The sequence below is a fragment of the Halobacillus litoralis genome, assembly GCF_004101865.1.
Taxonomy (GTDB): domain Bacteria; phylum Bacillota; class Bacilli; order Bacillales; family Halobacillaceae; genus Halobacillus; species Halobacillus litoralis_A.
Genome location: NZ_CP026118.1, coordinates 591,432 through 610,857, shown reverse-complemented (window position 1 = coordinate 610,857; position 19,426 = coordinate 591,432). Strand labels below are relative to the sequence as shown.

23 protein-coding genes and 1 riboswitch are annotated in these 19,426 nt (G+C 43.4%); of the genes, 17 read left to right on the top strand and 6 right to left on the bottom strand.

All coding sequences use genetic code 11. The annotated features are described in order from the left end of the window. Nucleotides 1-242 precede the first annotated feature (242 nt). Complete coding sequence (locus tag HLI_RS03085; protein WP_128523035.1) at nt 243-1,277, bottom strand: zinc-binding dehydrogenase; 1,035 nt, start codon at nt 1,275-1,277, stop codon at nt 243-245. A gap of 198 nt (nt 1,278-1,475) precedes the next feature. Here HLI_RS03085 and HLI_RS03080 point away from each other — a divergent pair, with 198 nt between their 5' ends. The 3 genes from HLI_RS03080 to HLI_RS03075 all read left to right on the top strand — a co-directional run bounded on the left by HLI_RS03080 (nt 1,476) and on the right by HLI_RS03075 (nt 3,961). Continuing rightward, a complete protein-coding gene (locus HLI_RS03080; RefSeq protein WP_128523034.1) occupies nt 1,476-2,030 on the top strand; it encodes a cupin domain-containing protein in 555 nt (184 codons plus the stop codon). A gap of 99 nt (nt 2,031-2,129) precedes the next feature. Next, entirely contained in the window at nt 2,130-2,288 is a 159-nt protein-coding gene (locus HLI_RS21425) for a hypothetical protein (RefSeq protein WP_164908461.1), read from the top strand. Between the two features lie 335 nt (nt 2,289-2,623). Further along, nucleotides 2,624-3,961, top strand: coding sequence for a copper amine oxidase (locus HLI_RS03075; RefSeq protein WP_128523033.1), 1,338 nt, complete (start codon nt 2,624-2,626; stop codon nt 3,959-3,961). Between the two features lie 44 nt (nt 3,962-4,005). On the opposite strand, the gene HLI_RS03070 is transcribed toward HLI_RS03075, so the two are convergent. Then, nucleotides 4,006-4,227: a hypothetical protein gene (locus tag HLI_RS03070; protein ID WP_128523032.1), complete on the bottom strand. Its 222-nt coding sequence runs from the start codon at nt 4,225-4,227 to the stop codon at nt 4,006-4,008. Nucleotides 4,228-4,553: 326 nt separating this feature from the next. Continuing rightward, nucleotides 4,554-4,665, top strand: a riboswitch (TPP riboswitch). 154 nt (nt 4,666-4,819) lie between these two features. Between HLI_RS03070 and HLI_RS03065 the strand changes: the two genes are divergently transcribed. The 10 genes from HLI_RS03065 to HLI_RS03020 all read left to right on the top strand — a co-directional run bounded on the left by HLI_RS03065 (nt 4,820) and on the right by HLI_RS03020 (nt 12,663). Next, complete coding sequence (locus HLI_RS03065) at nt 4,820-5,422, top strand: thiamine phosphate synthase (RefSeq protein WP_128523031.1); 603 nt, start codon at nt 4,820-4,822, stop codon at nt 5,420-5,422. Continuing rightward, complete coding sequence (thiO, locus tag HLI_RS03060) at nt 5,412-6,548, top strand: glycine oxidase ThiO (RefSeq protein WP_128523030.1); 1,137 nt, start codon at nt 5,412-5,414, stop codon at nt 6,546-6,548. Before HLI_RS03065 ends, thiO begins: the two co-directional genes overlap by 11 nt. Then, a complete protein-coding gene (gene thiS, locus HLI_RS03055) occupies nt 6,532-6,735 on the top strand; it encodes a sulfur carrier protein ThiS (protein WP_128523029.1) in 204 nt (67 codons plus the stop codon). Before thiO ends, thiS begins: the two co-directional genes overlap by 17 nt. Further along, nucleotides 6,732-7,502, top strand: a complete 771-nt coding sequence (locus HLI_RS03050; RefSeq protein WP_128523028.1) for a thiazole synthase — start codon at nt 6,732-6,734, stop codon at nt 7,500-7,502. Before thiS ends, HLI_RS03050 begins: the two co-directional genes overlap by 4 nt. Further along, on the top strand, nt 7,502-8,518 hold the full coding sequence (locus HLI_RS03045; RefSeq protein ID WP_128523027.1) for a ThiF family adenylyltransferase: 1,017 nt from the start codon (nt 7,502-7,504) through the stop codon (nt 8,516-8,518). The genes HLI_RS03050 and HLI_RS03045 overlap by 1 nt, the downstream gene beginning before the upstream one ends. Before the next feature lie 698 nt (nt 8,519-9,216). Next, a complete protein-coding gene (locus HLI_RS03040) occupies nt 9,217-10,425 on the top strand; it encodes a Bcr/CflA family efflux MFS transporter (RefSeq protein ID WP_128523026.1) in 1,209 nt (402 codons plus the stop codon). A gap of 201 nt (nt 10,426-10,626) precedes the next feature. Beyond that, nucleotides 10,627-10,917: an ArsR/SmtB family transcription factor gene (locus HLI_RS03035; protein WP_128523025.1), complete on the top strand. Its 291-nt coding sequence runs from the start codon at nt 10,627-10,629 to the stop codon at nt 10,915-10,917. A gap of 70 nt (nt 10,918-10,987) precedes the next feature. Then, complete coding sequence (locus HLI_RS03030) at nt 10,988-11,485, top strand: SRPBCC family protein (RefSeq protein ID WP_128523024.1); 498 nt, start codon at nt 10,988-10,990, stop codon at nt 11,483-11,485. 87 nt (nt 11,486-11,572) lie between these two features. Next, entirely contained in the window at nt 11,573-12,118 is a 546-nt protein-coding gene (locus tag HLI_RS03025) for a hypothetical protein (protein ID WP_128523023.1), read from the top strand. Nucleotides 12,119-12,399: 281 nt separating this feature from the next. Then, complete coding sequence (locus HLI_RS03020) at nt 12,400-12,663, top strand: hypothetical protein (RefSeq protein WP_128523022.1); 264 nt, start codon at nt 12,400-12,402, stop codon at nt 12,661-12,663. 306 nt (nt 12,664-12,969) lie between these two features. Here the strand turns inward: HLI_RS03020 and HLI_RS03015 are convergent, their stop codons facing one another. The 3 genes from HLI_RS03015 to HLI_RS03005 are packed head-to-tail and all read right to left on the bottom strand — an operon-like array spanning nt 12,970 to nt 15,139. Beyond that, nucleotides 12,970-13,710 carry an NAD-dependent protein deacylase gene (locus HLI_RS03015; RefSeq protein WP_128523021.1) on the bottom strand — a complete coding sequence of 247 codons (741 nt, stop codon included), beginning with the start codon at nt 13,708-13,710 and terminating at the stop codon, nt 12,970-12,972. After that, nucleotides 13,710-14,447 carry an oxygen-insensitive NADPH nitroreductase gene (gene nfsA / locus HLI_RS03010; RefSeq protein WP_128523020.1) on the bottom strand — a complete coding sequence of 246 codons (738 nt, stop codon included), beginning with the start codon at nt 14,445-14,447 and terminating at the stop codon, nt 13,710-13,712. Before nfsA ends, HLI_RS03015 begins: the two co-directional genes overlap by 1 nt. An 11-nt stretch (nt 14,448-14,458) precedes the next feature. Further along, nucleotides 14,459-15,139 (bottom strand): hypothetical protein, encoded by a 681-nt coding sequence (locus tag HLI_RS03005; protein ID WP_128523019.1) that lies wholly within the window; start codon nt 15,137-15,139, stop codon nt 14,459-14,461. Nucleotides 15,140-15,287: 148 nt separating this feature from the next. Here HLI_RS03005 and HLI_RS03000 point away from each other — a divergent pair, with 148 nt between their 5' ends. Next, nucleotides 15,288-15,635 (top strand): hypothetical protein, encoded by a 348-nt coding sequence (locus HLI_RS03000; RefSeq protein WP_128523018.1) that lies wholly within the window; start codon nt 15,288-15,290, stop codon nt 15,633-15,635. Between the two features lie 8 nt (nt 15,636-15,643). Here HLI_RS03000 and HLI_RS02995 read toward each other — a convergent pair whose 3' ends face one another. Continuing rightward, on the bottom strand, nt 15,644-15,895 hold the full coding sequence (locus HLI_RS02995) for a hypothetical protein (protein WP_128523017.1): 252 nt from the start codon (nt 15,893-15,895) through the stop codon (nt 15,644-15,646). A 387-nt stretch (nt 15,896-16,282) separates the two neighbouring features. Between HLI_RS02995 and rsgA the strand changes: the two genes are divergently transcribed. Genes rsgA through HLI_RS02980 form a run of 3 tightly spaced genes read left to right on the top strand, consistent with a single transcriptional unit; the run spans nt 16,283 to nt 19,395 of the window. Next, a complete protein-coding gene (gene rsgA / locus HLI_RS02990; protein WP_128523016.1) occupies nt 16,283-17,305 on the top strand; it encodes a ribosome small subunit-dependent GTPase A in 1,023 nt (340 codons plus the stop codon). A 56-nt stretch (nt 17,306-17,361) separates the two neighbouring features. Beyond that, nucleotides 17,362-19,164 (top strand): beta/alpha barrel domain-containing protein, encoded by a 1,803-nt coding sequence (locus HLI_RS02985; protein ID WP_128523015.1) that lies wholly within the window; start codon nt 17,362-17,364, stop codon nt 19,162-19,164. A gap of 33 nt (nt 19,165-19,197) precedes the next feature. Beyond that, nucleotides 19,198-19,395 carry a hypothetical protein gene (locus HLI_RS02980; RefSeq protein ID WP_128523014.1) on the top strand — a complete coding sequence of 66 codons (198 nt, stop codon included), beginning with the start codon at nt 19,198-19,200 and terminating at the stop codon, nt 19,393-19,395. The last annotated feature ends 31 nt before the right edge of the window (nt 19,396-19,426 follow it).

The following is a 19,426-nucleotide window of genomic DNA, read 5'->3' as shown; positions in this document are numbered from 1 at the left end:
ATTTAATAGAATAATAGGGCGAAATAGCCAGGAGGACTGTTTAATTAAGAAGGTTTTCTTGAGGGGAATAGAAGAACGGTTTGATATGCAGAGGGGGGAAGGTCTGAATGGTAGACAGGGTGTGGTTTAATTAGTATTTAACAGGCTGGTGAAGGTGAGGGTACATGGATCTTCTTCGATATAAAATGTGAGGGGGGAGGACAAGCGACTCTACTGCCGTTACCCCCCTTTATTCAAAAGCTTTATGGGATGAGGACGATCTTCCCGAGTTTGCCTGCATTTTTAAAATAGGCTTGAGCTTCCCGGGCTTCTTCTAGTGGAAAGGTGCGGTCAATGACCGGTTTGATTTTACCCTCTTCTATAGCATCAAGCATGCGTTTGAACTCGTTTCTTGTCCCTAGAACAGAACCGTACAGAGTGATGTGTTTCAAGTAGAGGGTCCGGAAATCAAGCTCAGTTTTTTGCCCCCCTGCTGAACCAGATGTGCAAAATTTCCCTCCCTTTTTGAGTACTTGCAAGGAAGTGCTGAATAAGGCATCGCCTACTACATCCAAGACAGAATCGACCGGGCCGCCGTTTACTTCGATGATCTGTTCAGCTAGGTTGTCAGACTTGTACGATAGCACGTGGGTGGCTCCTAATTCCTTCATTTTTTCCTCAAGCTTCAAATCTCCGACAATCGCGATGACCTTAGACCCGAATACGTTGGCAGCAATTTGGACGTTCAGAGAACCTACACCGCCATTTGCACCGGTCACCATGATTGTTTCCTCTGGCTTTGCTTTGATTTGTTCCACCATATGCCAGGCAGTCATTCCGCTTACAGAGAAGACGGCACTTTCAATCGAATCGGTTAGAGGCATCTCATAGCATAGGTCAGCGGGCCAAGTTACGTATTCGGCATATCCTCCATCGTATTCAGAACCGATAAAGGACATATCTTCTGAGATATGCTCAAGTCCTTCTTTGCCGCTTGATGTGAATGGAAATAAGACGACATCTTTTCCTATTAAGCTTTCATCCACTTCACTTCCTGTCTTCTCAATACAACCAGTGATGTCTGATCCTGGTATGCGAGGGAATTGTACACCTTCTGGCCGCCAACCTGACTTACCCCCTGACCCATAAGCTCCTTCTCGCATCCAAATTTCAGTATTATTGATTCCACAAGCCTTCACTTTAATGAGTACTTCATCACTTTTCGGTTCCGGCACCTTTTTTTCCACGAGCTCTAATTTGTCTACATCACCGTAACCTGTTACTTGTACAGCTTTCATATTATCCTCCCTTTTCATTGCTTAAATTGATACTCTTCAGTTTAATTGTTTTTTTCATTTAGGCAAGTTCAGCATCTTTTAATTCTATCTATAAAATGCCCAATCCACCCGATAACATGAGTCGATCTTTTGTATGCAGGTACGTTTCCTAAACGAATACATACGATGATTTTATAAATTGCGAAGGGATTGAGAAAGATGTATTACGTTCCTTATATGTTCACTTATCAACATCCATATTATGTTCATGGACCATTGAATAACTATGGAACACAATCAGTTTACTGGGCTCCTCCTAATGAAAATAGATTTAATTATTACCGTTCATCCACCAACGATAGGAGTATATCATTAATGGATTATGGACCTGAATCATACGTCGTCAATATCAATGAAGCAACGAAACAAAACAATACTTATCGTACAGCTTTATGGACTGGATCCCATTTACAGATGACAGTAATGAGTATAAATGTAGGTGAAGATATCGGTTTGGAAATGCATCCTAATCTTGATCAATTCCTACGTATTGAACAAGGGCAAGGGTTTGTCCAGATGGGTAAAAGTAAAGATCAATTAAACTTTGAAAAAAATGTCTATGACGATTCCGCCATAATCATACCTGCTGGTACATGGCATAATCTAACCAATACAGGTGAGACACCTCTTAAGCTTTACTCGATATACGCCCCACCTAACCATCCATTTGGAACAGTTCATGTTACCAAAGCAGATGCAATAGATGCGGAATAAGGCTACAGTGAAGGCTATGAAGAATCTGTTGTTTTTGGCAGGACACCAGATGAATGGGTGCAGTACACGGAATTTTTAGTGGAGGAAGGGCTGGAGGATGTGAAAAGAGGAGTAAACGCCACACACATTCTTCAAGAATTAGTACTAATGCGACTCCACGTAGGGAAAAGTTATTCACAAGAAAGAGCTAATGAAATAGTAGAAGAGTGGGAACGTACAGGGAAATCCAAACTTCTTCAGCAAAGTAAAAACATGTAAAGGAAGTACATTGTTAATTAGAGTTTTCCATTGATTTATTATACAGAAAATCCTTTTTACGCTTATTAATTCAAACATTATATATTTATCCAAAGCCATCCTCCATCAGGTTGGTTTTTTTGTGCTATTGATAAAAAATCTCCGTACTTCTTCTCTCCCTCTGATTTGCTGAAAAATTCCAAAGGTTATCATTTATGTCCATAGACCCTGTCAACACAGGAAAAACGACAGCAAACGAGTGAAAAGTTAATTTTTTCATGAAAAATGTGATCCAAATTTGATCCTTGTCCGATAGCTATGTGAAAAAACAAAAACGAAGGAGAGATGAATGAATCATGAATTTCAAAAAAGCTCTATTAGTCGTACCAATGAGTGCAAGTCTGTTACTCCCTACGTCTTTGGATATCGTGAATGCTGAAGAACATAAGATTCCACAAACTCAAACGGAAGCAGTAGAGTTGCGATCCCAGCTGGACAACTTGTTCAGTGAGCATGCTTACCTGGCTGTTGAAACAATGAGAAAAGGAGCGGAAGGTGCATCGGATTTTGAACAATCTGCTGCTGCTTTATCCTCCAACACTGATGACCTCACAGCTGCTATTGAATCTGTATATGGTAAAGAGGCTGGGGAGAAGTTCAATGAGATGTGGTCTTCTCACATTGGTTACTTCGTCGATTATGTGAAAGCGACAGGTAATGAAGATGAAGAAGCAAAACAAATGGCATTGGATGAATTGAACCAGTATCGTGAGGACTTCTCTGAATTTATTTCAGAAGCGACCGGAAACCGCTTGAAAGCAGATGGTCTTGCTGAAGGCTTACAAATGCACGTCGACCAGTTGATCGGTGCTTTTGATGCATATGTAGCAGGGGATTATGAAGAAGCGTATATGAAAGAGCGTAAAGCCATTGAGCATATGTATGGCGTAAGTAAAGGGATGTCTAGTGCCATCGTTAATCAATTCCCGGATAAATTCAACAATACGAAAGCTGTCACTCCAGCTGCCGACCTTCGTTCTAACCTGAACCACCTTTTGAGTGAACATGTTGGACTAGCTACGATGGCGATGCAAAATGGACTTGATGGATCAGAAGATTTTGAAGCATCCGCTAAAGCTCTTTCAAATAATACAGAAGACTTGACGAAAGCGATTACGTCCATCTTTGGTGAAGAAGCTGGTTCCCAGTTCAATAACATTTGGACACAGCACATCGATGACTTCGTTTCTTATGTAAAAGCGACAGGAAATGATGATGAAGCGAAGAAAGAAGAAGCCATGAAAGCGTTGGAAGATTATCGTGAAACATTCGCTAAGTTCCTTGAGCAAGGTACTAAAGGCGAGATAAGTGCAGATAAACTGGCTCCAAGTCTGCAGCAACATGCCGATTACTTGTTCAATACGTTTGATCAATATGCAGCTGAAGACTATGAGAAAACCTATATGACTTTAAGAGATTCTTATGCTCATATGTTCGGCGCATCTAAAGCTCTTTCCACTGGGATTGTAGGAGCATACCCTGATAAATTCATGGGTGAGGAAATGCCAGAGGAAATGCCGGATACAGGCATGGGTGGCACAGCGACAGATAACAACATCTGGTTGTATGCATCCATTCTTGCAGCAATTGCAGCGGCAGGCGTCTTCCTCCGCAAACAATCTAAACAGCAGTAATCCTTGGCTTTAAACAATGCAATGTTGAATAAAGGATCTAAATGCTAAACCGCCTTTTTTGAGAGGCTACTGAAGAATTGCAACTTTCTGAGTGATGCATCAAAGAAAAAGCCGAGTCGGACGATTTTATCGTTCAACTCGGCTTCTTCATATCGCTGAAACCTTGGGGCTCTTGCTCCCCCGTGTGCTTTAGTATCCGTTTGATATTGACGGTGAATATCGCTATCGTCCCTTGTAATCTCAGGTGATTCTCTTTTATAATTCAAAGGAAATCACTCTTTTTAGATGGACCTCGTTGCTTCCACGATGAGCGTTCGGTGGTGACGCCTGCGGGAACAGCGCGAGCCGAAGATCCACTTGGTCAAGTGATCTTCTTGACCAAGTTAGCTGAGGCCGTGCCCGCGGCAAGCATCCACCGATAAGCGATTCGTGAGAAGCAACAACAAACTTTATCAGCTCCTCTGGATTGAAAGGGGTTTTTCGGTTGGACTTATTAGATGAATGAAGTAGAATTGAACGAAAATATACTCACTTACGGTAGACGGAACTTTCAAAATATTGTAAGGTTGAAGTGACCATAACAAAATAATGAATTACTCACTAGGGGTGCCTTTACTTAAAGGCTGAGATTGAAGTAGAACTTCGAGACTCTTTGAACCTGAACTGGCATTAAAACCAGCGGAGGAAAGTGACAAAGCCTTTGTATTTTCACACGTGAAATGGATGCATTTTCATGTTGGTAATAAAAATAGGTCATGCCACTCTCCTCCGGGAAGGTGGCATTTTTTTGTTAAAAATTTTGTTTAGCTCTGCGAGTGTGGGTCATGGCGCTTATATTCCTGTTGAGGAGGTGAGGTTGTGAAATTAGTCGCCGTTACTAATGGAGAAATGGAAGAAACAGATTTGGTAAGAACCATTCTTGATTTGGCAGAGGTTGTTGACCTCATCATTCTGAGGGAAAAACAAAAGACGGTTTCCGGGTATCTTTCTTTTGTAAGGAACTTGCTGGAAAGTGGAGTTCCTAAACAGAAGCTTTGTGTTCATAAACATATGGATGTTGCGGGTTTGACGGGGGTCGATCATCTTCATCTTCCGGAAAATGGGGCAGCAGTCAACAAGGTAAGGAAAATATACCCGCACCTCACTGTAGGTGTATCTGTACATACCATAGATGCAGCTATACAAGCAGAAGAGGAAGGAGCGGATTATGTCATGTATGGCCACGTTTATTCCACAAGCAGTAAAAAAGGAAGGACTCCTAGAGGAATCGGAAACGTCGCCAACCTGACTGGGGTGCTCAGTATTCCAGTGGTGGCAATCGGGGGGATTCATCCTGGAAAAGTGAAAGAACTGACTGCGATAGGGGTGGAAGGGATCGCGGTCATGTCTGGGATATTCAGTGCTGAAGATCCTCTGGAAGCGGCGGATCGTTACAAAAGGAAGGGGCTTTATGATGGATAAGCACATAGATACGTTGGTTATCGGCGGGGGGATCATAGGTCATTCGGTTTCCTATTATTTGAGTGAAAGTGGCCTTTCTTCGTTAGTGGTGGAAAAGAATACAAGTGGCAATAGAGCGACAAAGGCAGCTGCCGGCATGCTCGGGGTGCATACAGAAAATAAAGAAGCAGGTGCTTTTCACCAGTTTTGTGAGAATAGCAGAAATCTGTATAAAAAATTAAGTACGGACTTATACGCACAAACAGAGATAGATATCGGCTTTTCACAATGCGGCATGCTGGAAATTGCCACCGATCCACGACATCACGATGATTTGCTCGCAAAAAGGGACCTGTTTCCTGACTTAATGTATCTTTCGGGTCACCAGCTACGAGAGCGGATACCTGCCGTCACTAAAAAAGCATCTGGAGCATTATTCATGAAAGAGGATGGACATGTGGAACCCGCACAAGCTTGTGAAGCCTTTAAGCGAGGGGCGTTAGCTTATGGTGGAGGTCTGCTTGAGAATAATGGGGTAGTAAGTGTAGAAAAGTCAAAAGGGGCTTTTAAAGTCCACCTCGAAAATGGTTCACTCACTGCTGAAAAGGTCGTAGTGGCTTCAGGGGCTGAAAGCGGTCGTTGGTTTACTGGTACTGGTCTTTCAAACCCTATGGTTCCGACAAAAGGCGAATGTTTTTCCATCAAACCTGACAGGCACTTTGTAAATGAGACCTTATTCTTCCGCAATTTTTACCTCGTGCCAAAGCTGGATGGACGCCTTGTAATCGGGGCGACTACCATTCCTGAGGACCGAAGCACGGCCACAACAGCTGGGGGGTTATCAAAATTGATGAATGATGTGTTCTCCATTTTCCCTGATTTACAAGAAGAAGCCTTCCATGGATGTTGGTCAGGGGTTAGGCCAGGTTCGGTCGATGGCAGGCCGATCATCGGTGAGCATCCTGAAATAGAGGGGCTGTATTTTGCCACCGGTCATTATCGTAATGGAATCTTGCTAGCTCCTGCTACCGGCCAAATCATTAAAGATATGATTGCTGGAAAGACAGTTCCCAATGTGCTTAAGGAAATGTTCTCACCGGAACGCTTTCAAAGAGAAGGAGGCAGCCGTTATGAATATTCGCGTTAATGGGAAAGACGTGCAGTTATCAGAACAGGAAACGACAGTGGCTGATTTGCTCGATGTATATAAAGTGAAGAAAGTGTTTTCAGTTGTGGAAGTTAATCGGAAAATCATCAGTAAAAATGTTTATGAAACCACAAAGCTCTCCAATGGAGACGCTGTTGAAATTGTTCATTTTGTAGGAGGAGGATAATCATGTTAAAAATAGGTGCTAAACATTTCCATTCACGATTGATGTTAGGGACTGGCAAATACCCTAGTTTCAAAATGCAGAAAGAAGCAGTGGAAGCTTCAGAGACTGAGATATTGACCTTCACAGTAAGAAGGATGAACATTTTTGATGCTGATGAGCCTAACTTGCTGGAAGCACTTGATTTAGAAAAATACTCATTACTTCCGAATACAGCTGGAGCAAAAAATGCTGAAGAAGCCGTACGGATGGCCCGTCTTGCTTATGCATCCGGGTTGTGTGACATGATTAAAGTAGAAGTGATCGGTTGTGATAAAACATTGCTTCCTGATCCTTTTGAAACGATGAAAGCGTCTGTACAACTTTTAAGTGAAGGATTCACAGTGTTGACATACACCTCAGATGACGTGGTATTAGCCAAGCGTTTAGAAGAGGAGGGCGTTCATGCTGTCATGCCTGGGGCTTCACCAATCGGTTCTGGGCAGGGCATTATAAACCCGGGCAATCTTCAGTTTATCATTGAACAATCAGAAATACCTGTGATCGTTGATGCAGGGATAGGTTCCCCTAAAGATGCAGCATGGGCTATGGAGCTTGGGGCAGATGGCGTATTGTTGAATACAGCCGTTGCAGGGGCAGATGATCCTGTCAAGATGAGCGAGGCAATGAAGTTAGCCATCCGATCCGGGCGTTTAGGTTATGAAGCAGGCAGAATTAAGCAAAAAACATATGCGACAAAAAGCAGCCCGGAATACGGGATGATTGAATGATGAGGGACCGCTATTCACGACAGCAGCTTTTTTCAGCAATAGGTAATGAAGGACAGGATCTCCTCTCACGTAAACATGTGCTGATCGTAGGCGCAGGGGCTTTGGGGTGTGCCAATGCAGAAATGTTAGCAAGAGCAGGGGTCGGCAAATTGACACTTATCGATCGGGATTACATCGAGTGGAGCAATCTGGGGCGACAACAGCTTTATACAGAAGAAGATGCAACCCACACACGCCCGAAAGCAAAGGCTGCTGAGGAAAGGTTAAAAGCTATCAATTCTGAAATAGTAATAGAGGGCATTGCTGAAGATTTTCATGCAGAAAATGCTGAACGTTTGATACAGAATGTGGACATGGTCCTTGATGGCACGGATAATTTCGATACACGGTTTATCATCAACGATGTTACAGCAAAACATAAGGTCCCATGGGTTTACGGCGGCTGTTTGCAAAGTCATGGGGTTTCCCTCGGTATTATGCCAGGGGAAACTCCTTGCTTGCAATGCCTGATTGAACATGTACCTCAAAACGGGGGGACGTGCGATACGGTTGGTATCATTGGACCGGCTGTACAAATGACAGCTTCTTATCAAACGACCGAGTGTTTGAAGTATCTTACCGGCTCTCCATTTTCTTCCCGATTCATTTACTTTGATGTTTGGGAAGGGGAGCATTCTTCCATCAACGTAACGAACCTTTTAGACCCCCAATGTCATTCATGTTCTGAAAAGGCTGCTTACCCCTATTTACAAAAAGAAAAAGGGATGCAGACGGCGGTTCTTTGCGGGCGGGACACCATTCAAGTCAGACCAGAGAAGTCTGGAACTCGGTCGCTTCAGGAATTGAATAATCATCTGGCAGCTGTGACTGCAAAGCGTAAAGAGAATGGTGAACTTCTTATCTTTGAGGTAGAAGGAGTGAGATTCGTTGTTTTCAAAGGGGGAAGAACCTTGATTCATGGAGTCCACGATGTGACAAAAGCGAAGAAGCTGTACCATCGATATGTCGGAGTGTAATATCAGCCTGCCGACGTAAGTGAATGACTGACTTGGGAGAGTGGGCAAAGCGACATTAACTGCTGGCTTACAAAACCCGCGAAGATGGTGGCCACTGAAGAACTGCAACTTTCTGAGCTATGCATCAAAGAAAGGCCGGGCTGGACGATTATATCGTTCAACTCGGCTTCTTTATTTCGATAAGACATATATACCTTAAAGAAATCACTTTTTTCAGATAGGCCTCGTTGCTTCCACGAGGAGCGTTCGGTGGTGACGCCTGCGAGAACAGCGCGAGCCGAAGATCCACTTTGGTCAAATGATCTTCTTGACCAAGTTAGCTGAGGCCGTGCCCGCGGCAAGCATCTACCGACAAGCGATTCGTGAGAAGCAACAACAAACTTTAACAACTCTTCTGGATTGAGAAGGGTTTTTCAGTGGCCTCCGAAGATGTAGGGGATTTTTCGCAAATTTGAATGAAAAACACGTAGAAATCAGTAGTTCAGTTAACGGAGCCACACGAGGGTGTGTACTCCTTAATTGAACTACTATTTTTAATGTTTGTCTTAAGCCGAGGAATATTTATTCCCTATCAGGAGAAGAACATAGACTTTATGAATGAAAAGCGATAAAATCATAGTTTAAAAGATGGGAGAAGGTGGGGATACCTTACAAGGAACGGAAAATTGTAGAGTCAATCAGGAAGGTGTTTGAGTATTATGCTGCATAACCCAATAGGAAAAGAACGCTTGGCCCTGGCTTTTCTTCTCGGAATGCTGGGAATTCTTGGGCCATTGAATATTGATATGTATTTACCGAGCTTTCCCGGTATTGCATCAGACCTGGAAACAAACGCATCGCTCGTGCAGTTAAGTCTGACTTCGTGTTTGATCGGACTTGCAGTCGGACAACTTGTCGTCGGGCCAATGAGTGATGCACAAGGAAGAAGAAAACCGTTGATTGTTTTTATTTCTTTATTTGCTTTTGCCTCGCTCCTTTGTGCGTTGGCTCCGAATATCACCATATTAGTCATTGCGCGTTTCTTACAAGGATTCACTGCTTCTTCAGGTGTCGTTCTTTCCCGTGCCGTTGTGCGCGACGTATTTACAGGGAGAGAACTGACGAAGTTCTTCGCATTATTAATGGTCATCAATGCAACGGCTCCGATGATTGCGCCGATGACAGGGGGAGCGATTCTGCTTCTGCCGTTTGCTGCGTGGGAAACGATCTTTTACTTCTTAGCTTTTCTTGGCCTGTTGATCGTTTTGACGGTGACGGTAAAACTTGAAGAAACCCTGCCTGTCGAGAAACGGATTCCCAGTTCAATCAAGGAGTCTTTCCGCACCATCGGTCGTTTGTTTAAGGATCGATCGTTCATTGGTTATGCCCTGACCATCGGTTTTGTGCACGGAGGAAGCTTCGCCTACGTATCAGGAACACCGTTTGTGTACCAGGGTATCTATGAGGTATCGCCACAAGTTTTCAGTGTGTTGTTCGGTATCAATGGTCTAGCGATCATCACAGGGAGTTTTCTGATCGGCCGGTTAGGTGGAATCATCCATGAAAGAAGCTTGTTGCGTGCTGCGATCATCATCGCTGTCAGTGCCACCCTCTTCCTTTTAGTCATGACAATTATTGAAGGGCCACTGGCATCTCTGGTCATTCCGATCTTCATTTATATGACAGCAATGGGGATGGTGTTGACGAGTACCTTCACGCTGGCGATGGAACACCAGGCGCACAGGGCAGGAAGTGCAAGCGCGGTCTTGGGGATGCTGCCACTATTATTCGGAGCGACCGTTTCTCCACTTGTAGGCCTTGATGAGTCGACAGCTGTCCCGATGGGGGCGACTTTATTTATCACTGCTTCCATTGGTGCCGTGATGTTTTTCACCTTAACGAAGAAACCAGAAAGTTTCACATCATGAATGATTTGCTCTCAGCCTGGATCGTGCAGGCTGAGAGTTTTTTTATAGAAGGAAATAGCAAGCTTATCATTAGGAGTCGTTTCCATAGAGAAAGCCCACGCCATTTCTTGTCGAAGGTATCTCTTTTATGAATTGTTAGAACCCGTTTCCAATTCAACCGATCGGTTTACTATTTTGATAGGAAAGGATATAATTAACCACATGGTTGAACATAATAACGAAAATTTAGATGCAATCTTTCATGCTCTTGCGGACAGTACCAGAAGAGAGATGGTCAGTCTCGTTTCTGAGAAGGAACGTTCGGTTTCAGAAATGGCTGCCCCTTTTGACATGTCCTTAGCCGCTGCCTCAAAACATATTAAAGTATTGGAAAAAGCGAATTTGATTCACCGGAAGATAGAAGGGAGGAACCACATCTGCCGGCTCAATGCTGAAACTTTATCCTTAGCTTCTCAATGGCTCCAAGTGTACGAGCAGTTCTGGAGTAAGTGATTCGATATTCTTGAAGAAGAGTTATGGAAAGCGAAAAAGGACGAACATTAAATAAGGGAAAGGGATTTTTATGGAAAATTTATCTACTACAACTTTAAAGATGAAAAGAGAGTTCGGTGTAGCACCGGAAAGGGTTTTTGATGCATGGTTGAATCCTGACATGATGAGAAAATGGCTTTTCACGTTGGAAGGAACAAATAAGCTGACACAAAATGATCCACAAGAGGGAGGGACATGGGAAGTGATCGACCATAGGGATGGCGTGGACTATCGTGCGATTGGAAAGTATCTTGAAGTGGATCCTCCAAAAAAGCTTGTATTTACGTTTAAAATGCCCCAGTTCAGCGAATTAGAGGATATAATAACAGTGGAATTAAAAGAAATACAGCAGGGCTGTGACATGACATTCACTCAACTGATTCATGTAGCTCATGAAGATGACTGGACAAAAACTGATGTTGAGAAAGCTCTTGGAGAGTACCATGATGGCACTGAACATGGATGGAATTTAATGTTCATGGGGCTGAAGGAACTGGTGGAAACAGGAAAAATCAGCTACAAAGGATAATCATAGGAACGATACGAAAATCCCTCATTCAGTAAACTGCTCGTAGATCAATGAATGGGGAATCATAGAGTGCTGGGAGGAATGAGAATGAATAGTGAGATGGAGAAAGAATTCGAGAAATCCAAATCAAAAGATAAACAGGAACGTTATGAAGCGTACCATAACATTTTAAATGAGACAGAACACGAAGTTGATTGGGCTTATGAAGTGTGGGATCAATTACTGGAGGATCTGACTCATAAGGATAACCATCAACGGTCAAGAGCAGCCCAGTATCTGGCGAATTTAGCGAAAAGTGATCCGGAAGCAAGGATGCTGAATGATTTCCCTAAGCTATGGGAGGTAACGAAAGACGAAAAGTTCGTTACAGCCAGACATAGTTTACAGTCGATCTGGAAGGTAGGACTGGCTGGCAGAGAGCAGCGGGATATGGTTATGGAATACATGGAGCACCGTTTTCAAAATTGCACAGAAGAAAAAAATTATACCCTCATCCGATCAGATATCCTCCAGAATATGAGACAGCTTTATGACCATTTGGAAGAAGAGGACATTAAGCAGACAGCCCTGGATTTAATTGAAAATGTAGAGGATACGAAATACGCAAAAAAATATAAGGCAATCTGGAAATAGATTAAGAGCACTTATGAAAAAGCGAATAGGCATCGGGCAAAGCGCATACGGTTCTAATAAGAGTCGTGTGCGTCATCTGTTTTCTGATTTTTAAGCTGTACCCTATAAAAACCGCATGAGAGGCGCTTTCTTCCGGTTGAACCTTTTCTGAATCCATACATACGGTGACCAAAACTCCTACTTTTATCTCGGTTAGCAGTTGAAAATAAGTCGAACCTCTTATATGATAATGTCTATAAACACAGTTTTAGAGATTTGTATTTCCCTAGAGGAGTGAGCGAATGTTAAAAGAATCTGACTTTCCCACAGAAGAACTAAAAGAACAATGGATTAAAGTGCGGAACAAAAAACTGGAAGAGATGGCACAATATCTTCAAAGGTATTTTCATCTTACGAAGGTCAGAGAGAATCAAAGCAGTTATGAAGTTCAAGGTTATTTTTATCAGCCGGGTTTCGGTGAGGTAAGAATGGCATTTGAATTCAGTTATGAAAATGTAGCGAAATTCACCGACTTGTTTGACGAGCCAGTCGAAGAACAAACTTAAGTCATCGGGAGAGGAATCCAGGGTTTTCAGGCGGGTTCCTATCTTGTTCGCATATGTGAACCTAAAGAAGCGCCCAGAGCTGTGAAAAGCTCTGAGCGCTTCTTTTTGTTGATTCTGTGACAAAGGCCGTCACGGCGAGGATCGTCTTAAGCTTGTCGAGGCTGATCAAGGCGCTTACGCTTTTGTTACATCCAGCTCCAGCGCCTAGCCTCTCGAGGTCTTAAGTCAATCCTCTCTGTGACAAAGGACGTCACGGCGAGGATCGTCTTAAGCTTGTCGAGGCTGACCAAGGCGCTTGCGCTTTTGTTACATCTTTTGCTCGATTCGTTCAATGGTTTGGGTCAAATCTTCATGGATGACATAGTCGAATAAATGATCTTTATCTGTTGGTTCGTTGTTGATGATGACAGATGTTGTCTGTTGCTGATCCAATGCGTAGTATGGCAGTAAATTGAATGGAGTCACAAGAAGGGATGTGCCCATAACGAGTAAAAGGTCTGCTTTATTGATCATCGCTTCTGCTTCGTCGTGCGCTGTGATCATGTCACCGAACAACAGCACATCTGGTTTCAATACATGCCCGCAGTTGTCGCATTTAGGTACTTGGACTTTCATTACTTCTTCAAGTGAGAAGGAGCGGCCACAATGCGGACAACTGGAGCGATTGAGGGTACCATGGTATTCAAGTACGTTTGAGCTTCCAGCCAATGTATGGAGCCCATCGACGTTTTGAGTGATGACAGAAACGCCGCGTTCGTGATTTTCCAGCTTTTGTATGAACTCGTGTACAACATTCGGTCGGTAATTTTTCAAAAGTTTCATTCGGAAAATGGCTTTATATTTTTTCCAGAAGTCTTCTGGATCGTGAAAAAAATAATCAGTCGACATGTAAAATTCTCTCGATTGATCTTCCGCCCACAACCCTTCACTTGAGCGAAAATCAGGAATGCCGCTCGCAGTCGAGACTCCTGCTCCTGTCAGGACTGCAATATTTTCTGCACTTTTCAGATGGAGAGCTATTGTTTCGTGGATAGAATTATATTCCATTATTGTTTGTTGAATCCTTTGTTTTTGATGATACCTGTGACGTCCATCCGCATCGGATTAGTGAAACGTCTGAGCATCTGGTCTGTCCACGAGTCATGGCGTGTGTTCGTCTTACGGGATTGATAATAAGCGGCAATCGATTCATCAAATTCGTTCAAGGTTTCTTTATGATCACGGTATTCATTTTCAAAATAAATGGCTTGCTTCGGTAAACGCGGTTTCTGGTCGGGCTGGGCGTCAGGAACGCCGAGTACCATGCCGAAGAGCGGAATCACATGCTTCGGTAAGGAGAGGATTTCATCCACACGGTCCAATTGATTACGGACACTTCCTATATAGCACATTCCGAGTCCCATGGATTCCGCTGCAATCGCTGCATTTTGAGCAGCAAGGGCAGCATCGATCGCAGAGACTAGAAAATGCTCGCTATTTTCCAGGTTCGGTGTCATTTGTTCATATTGTTCAGGTGTGGCATTCAAGGTATGGCGGTGTAAGTCAGCACAAAAGACCAGCAGATGGCCATTGTCTTTCACATAGTTTTGGCCGGTGATTTCAGCAAGTTGGGCTTTCTTCTTTTCATCGGTCACGCCGATGATGCTGTATGCCATCATATAACTGGAAGTGGAAGCTTGTTGAGCAGAGGAAAGGATAGCGTCTAATTGTTCCTCTGTTATCGCTGTATCTTTGAATTTGCGAATGGAGCGGTGTTTATGTATGGTTTCAATCGTTTCGTTCATCATTGATCCTCCTACTGATAATTCCACATGGAGGTTACGTAGGCCGGGTCTTCACCAGCATCCATGGGAGTACTTATGATTTTCAACTGTTCTTCATCCATAAAAGTAACATCATGAATCGTGTATTGGTAATGATTCGGTTTCAATAAAAGTTGATTGTCGGCAGCTTCCAATTCGACAGGCTCTAATGTAGACAAGTCTACAACAGTCAGTTGATGTTTTGCCCCCCCAGCAGTGGCACGTTCAAAAAGAAAAGCTGCAAATTGGTTGTCGGGAGAGATTTTTGTAGTCCTCCATGCACTCAAGTCACTCAGAAGAAAGGAATTCTTTTCACCGAAGTCGAGCAGTAAATGGGAACACCTTTCTTCATGACAGGCGAACTCGACGAAGAATTGGTCTTCTTTTATTTGGACGAAGGGAAGGTTTTGCAGCGTTTCTTCAGGCCGGTCGAAATTTTGCACATATTGAGACAGAATAGGAAAATCGTTGAATTGGAATGGATAAGAATTGCCCTGGACCGTCAGTTGTAACTTTTGTTCATCCTTCTCCGTCGCCGGTTCTTTTTCAACCTTTATTTCACCTTCTTCTACAGCGTGGACCTTCGCTGGATCTTCATCCTCTCCATCAGCATTATGATTGCAGCCGATGAGGATTAAGCAAAATGATACTATGATGAGACATGTTTTGTACATCATGATTCCCCTCACTTAGAAATTATTCTTTTCTACAGGATACCACAACAATAGAATGGTTTAGTTTTCAGAAAAACATTGAACCATGAAGGATTTTGTAAATGAATGAAGAATATATAATAAAGTATTGGAGTGTGAGGTGGTAAAAGTGGCGCAAGTGTTCAACTTCAACGAATATCAAATGAAGAGAAGCAGTGAAAAGAAGCTCCATGATGATCGGTTGGTTGTCGCTGTGTATCGCAGTGTGGTCTTCTATGTTCATATGTATATTGATGAAGATTATGAAAATCCTTCGGAACATCTGACTACGGATACGGATTTGAGAAGATTGTATAAAGGCGATCGAGGGAAGTTCATGGAAACGATGGAGGCACTTCGGAAGCACTGGGATCTCATAGCGGAAGAGGATGATTTTACTCACAGGAAAGAGTTTGAACATCTCTCAACCATAGGACACCTGTGTTCATATATAGAAAAAAAGGTGAAAGCTCTATAAGCTCATGATTACTCATGACTCATAGCTTTCACCTTTTTTATATTGACGATCCCTACATAAAACTGGATCAACCCTATCCCGAAGAGAACCGGTCCGATACTGCCAGCAAACAGCGTACTTATGAGGGTTTGAACCATCCCGAATCCCATCAGCATAAAATACTTCTCTGCTTTGAAGCAGAAATAGGACCCGGCCATTGCAGCAAGAGTCAAAAACAGTAGACTTGGCGCTATCCAAGAATTAAGTTCAATAAACTCCAAGAGTTAACCTCCTTTTTATCTGAATATTTTCTATTTTATAAATACTACCATGCAGTGAAGTGGGGTTTCAACAGTGAAAACAGTCTAGTTTTGGCGGTTTCTTGTCGTTAGCCCAATTAAGAGATTCCCGATCTATTTGATTGTAAAACGAAATGGTTCTGAGTGGCAGATCCATCGAATCAAAGGGATTCATAGCGGAAAAATATTCGCAGGTGGATAATTACGGAAAAAATGAAACATAATCAGGTTTCTTTGATATACTATATGTAACTAAAAGTTAGGAGCGATGTTTTATGACGAATTTAAACAAGCAATTTCCCATCCAACAAATAACCAATCACGGAGGACATCACTCGTAACGTCCTCCGAAATCTCAGGAGGAATGAAATGAAACGGACTGATTTTGATGTATTTTTTGAAGAACAGGTAGCAAGCGGTGAACAGGTCGGACGTATTTCCCGCCTCACCCATGGACTGTACACCGTTGTAACAGATGATAAGGAAATGAATGGGGAGGTCTCTGGTCGTTTTCACTATACAGTGGAACAGGATCGTGATTACCCGGCTGTAGGGGATTGGGTCGTATTCGATCCTTATGAAAATGGAGAACGAGCCAAAATCCAACGAGTCCTTGATCGTAAGACAATTTTATCTCGGAAGAAGGCAGGCGGGAGCCATAGTGAGCAAGTGATTGCTGCGAATGTCGAAGCCGTTTTCATCGTGACGGCTTTGACGCAGGAATTCAATTTACGTAGAATAGAACGCTACGTGCAGCAAATCTATGAAAGTGGAGCACGACCTGTAGTCGTCTGTACGAAAAAGGACTTGTGCGAAAATCCTGCGGAACAACTCGCTGAAGTTGAAGGGGTTGCCCCAGGTGTGCCTGTCTATGCCATCGATAATTTAACGAAAGATGGCATGAATGAGTTGCGCCAGGAATTACGGTCTGGAGAAACCATTTCACTAGTCGGCTCGTCAGGTGTCGGAAAATCCACGCTGATCAACGGTTTGCTGGGTGAAGAGATCCAATCGACGCAAGCAGTCAGAGAAGAAGACGATCGGGGACGTCATACAACGACCCACCGGGAGCTGTTTCAACTTCCAAACGGCACTTACATCGTAGACACTCCGGGTATGCGTGAACTTCAGCTGTGGGGTGATGAGCAAGGGATTGATCAAACGTTTTCCGACATTGAATCATTGAGCGCTGCTTGTAAATTCAGAGACTGCCGACATGAACAGGAGCCCGGCTGTGCAGTGCTCCATGCCATTGATGAAGGAGAGCTGGAAGCTGATCGTCTGAAAAGCTACAACAAATTAAAGCGTGAGCTGAAGCGGCTTGAACTGAAAGATCGCTACGGGACACACCGGACGAACCGGATGCTTCATGGTCCTAACGCGATTAAATAAACTTTAAGAGATGCCGGTGTCCGGTATCTCTTTTTCTTTATGGAGAGGGTGATTATATGCCGGATTGGTCCTATCATGTATTATTCAAACCCTGGCTGAAGAAGTTATCAACAAAAGCTTCCAGAGAATTCATACATAAAAACATGAACCGAATCGCTTCTTTACCAGGGGGGAGCGGGTTCATTCATTTTTTAGGAAGAGAAGAGATTTCGGACCGGCTGCACACTTCCATTAACGGTCTTCCTTTTTCAGGACCTGTTGGACTTGCCGGAAAGATGGATCCGCAGTTATCCGGAACGAAAGCTTTCAGTCAGTTAGGCTTTGGGTTCATAGAAATCGGACCCGTCACATTAGAGGAAGAACGACGTCCATTATATCCGAAAAGAACCCTCGCGAATCGGACCATCGCTTTCCCTGCGAGGGGCGAATCGATAGGACTGCAAAAGACGCTGGATCATCTTGTGCGGGATAATATCAGCCAGCCACTTCTTTTTCATTTGAAGGGTTCGCAAGAGGAAATCATGCACTTGGCTGACCAATTGCAGCCATACGAAGGGTTTTATAGTATTTCTTATCAACAAATGAAAAATGAATTGCATCCGACAGACTTGATGCTCCTGAATGAATATAAACCTCTTTATGTAAGGGTGCCAAGTCATCTGGTGGAGGATGTTCAACTTGAGGATGAGCTTAAATGGCTGTCTGGAATTATACTGGAAGAACAAGCAGGCGAAGATACCGTGATCAATAAGGAAAATCATAAGCATAGTTTAAAGAAATATCCGGGCTTACATAAAATCACGGTAGGTGGAATCCGTGAACCTGCGGATGCGATCGAATTGTTGGATGAGGGTGCGGACCTGCTCCTATTATCAAGTGAATACATCGATACAGGCCCTGGTTTGCCGAAGCGGATCTATGAAGCTTTAATTGATGAAAAAGGGGAGAGGGGGATTCCTGATACAGGGTGGAATTGGTATTTTCTCTTTGGGCTGTCGATCTTGCTCGGAGGCCTTCTGGCCTTGATGTTCAGTTTGACCTCGGTCATTCTTCCATATGATGAACATTTTTTAGGAATGACAAGAGAAGAGCTGCTGCTATTTAATGAGCGAATGATCTGGTTCATGAAACACGATCGCATGACCTTGGCAGGAACAATGATTTCCGGTGGTTTTATTTATATGATGTTGGCTGGATTCGGCGTCCGTCATGGACTGAGGTGGGCCAGGCAAGCCATTGACTTTGCAGCTATTACAGGTTTTGCAGGCATTCTATTCTTCATAGGATATGGATATTTCGATTGGCTGCATCTAGTGTTTTGGCTCGTTCTCCTTCCTATGTATATGACAGGGGCGATTCAATCACGTGGATTGAAAGAAACACCTTCCTCACCGAACCGGAAGAATAGTCGCGCATGGAAGCTTGGGGTATATGGCCAATTTTGTCTTGTAGTTTTAGGGTTTGCTTTTGTACTGGGAGGAATCATTATTTCGGTAATCGGGGTATCCAGTGTGTTTATCCCGACGGATATCCAGTACCTGTGCATGCCTCCAGATATGATCCAGGCTTTCAATGAACGGCTGATCCCCGTCGTTGCCCATGACCGGGCCGGTTTCGGTAGTGCCTTGATCAGTGTGGGCTCGCTCGTGCTAATGGCTGCACTCTGGGGGTTTCATGAAGGAAAACGATGGTTATGGTGGATGTATCTTATAGGAGGCATCCCGGCTTTTGCTGCAGGAATATTCGTCCATATCATGATTGGATATACAACATTCATTCATTTGCTCCCTGCCTATATTGCATTAGGTTTATACGGATCTGGACTCATTTTATCCTTCTCGTATCTGACAAAAAGATAAATGGAAGGAAAAATGAACTTCAGGAGTGGGAAAATGTTAGCAATCACCCGAGTCGTTTTGGCAGTCATATGTATCGGAATATTCAACTATGCGTCGATCACTGGAAATGATAATGTACTTTCTTACATGCTTTTATTTCCTGGTACTTTGATGCTCGTGACAGGTGCAGCAGAACTGAAAGTAAACCGATGGCGGTCTTTTCATTTATCGCTGCTGCATCTCTATTATTAGTTCTTATTTTCTCCATTTAACAGACACTTCT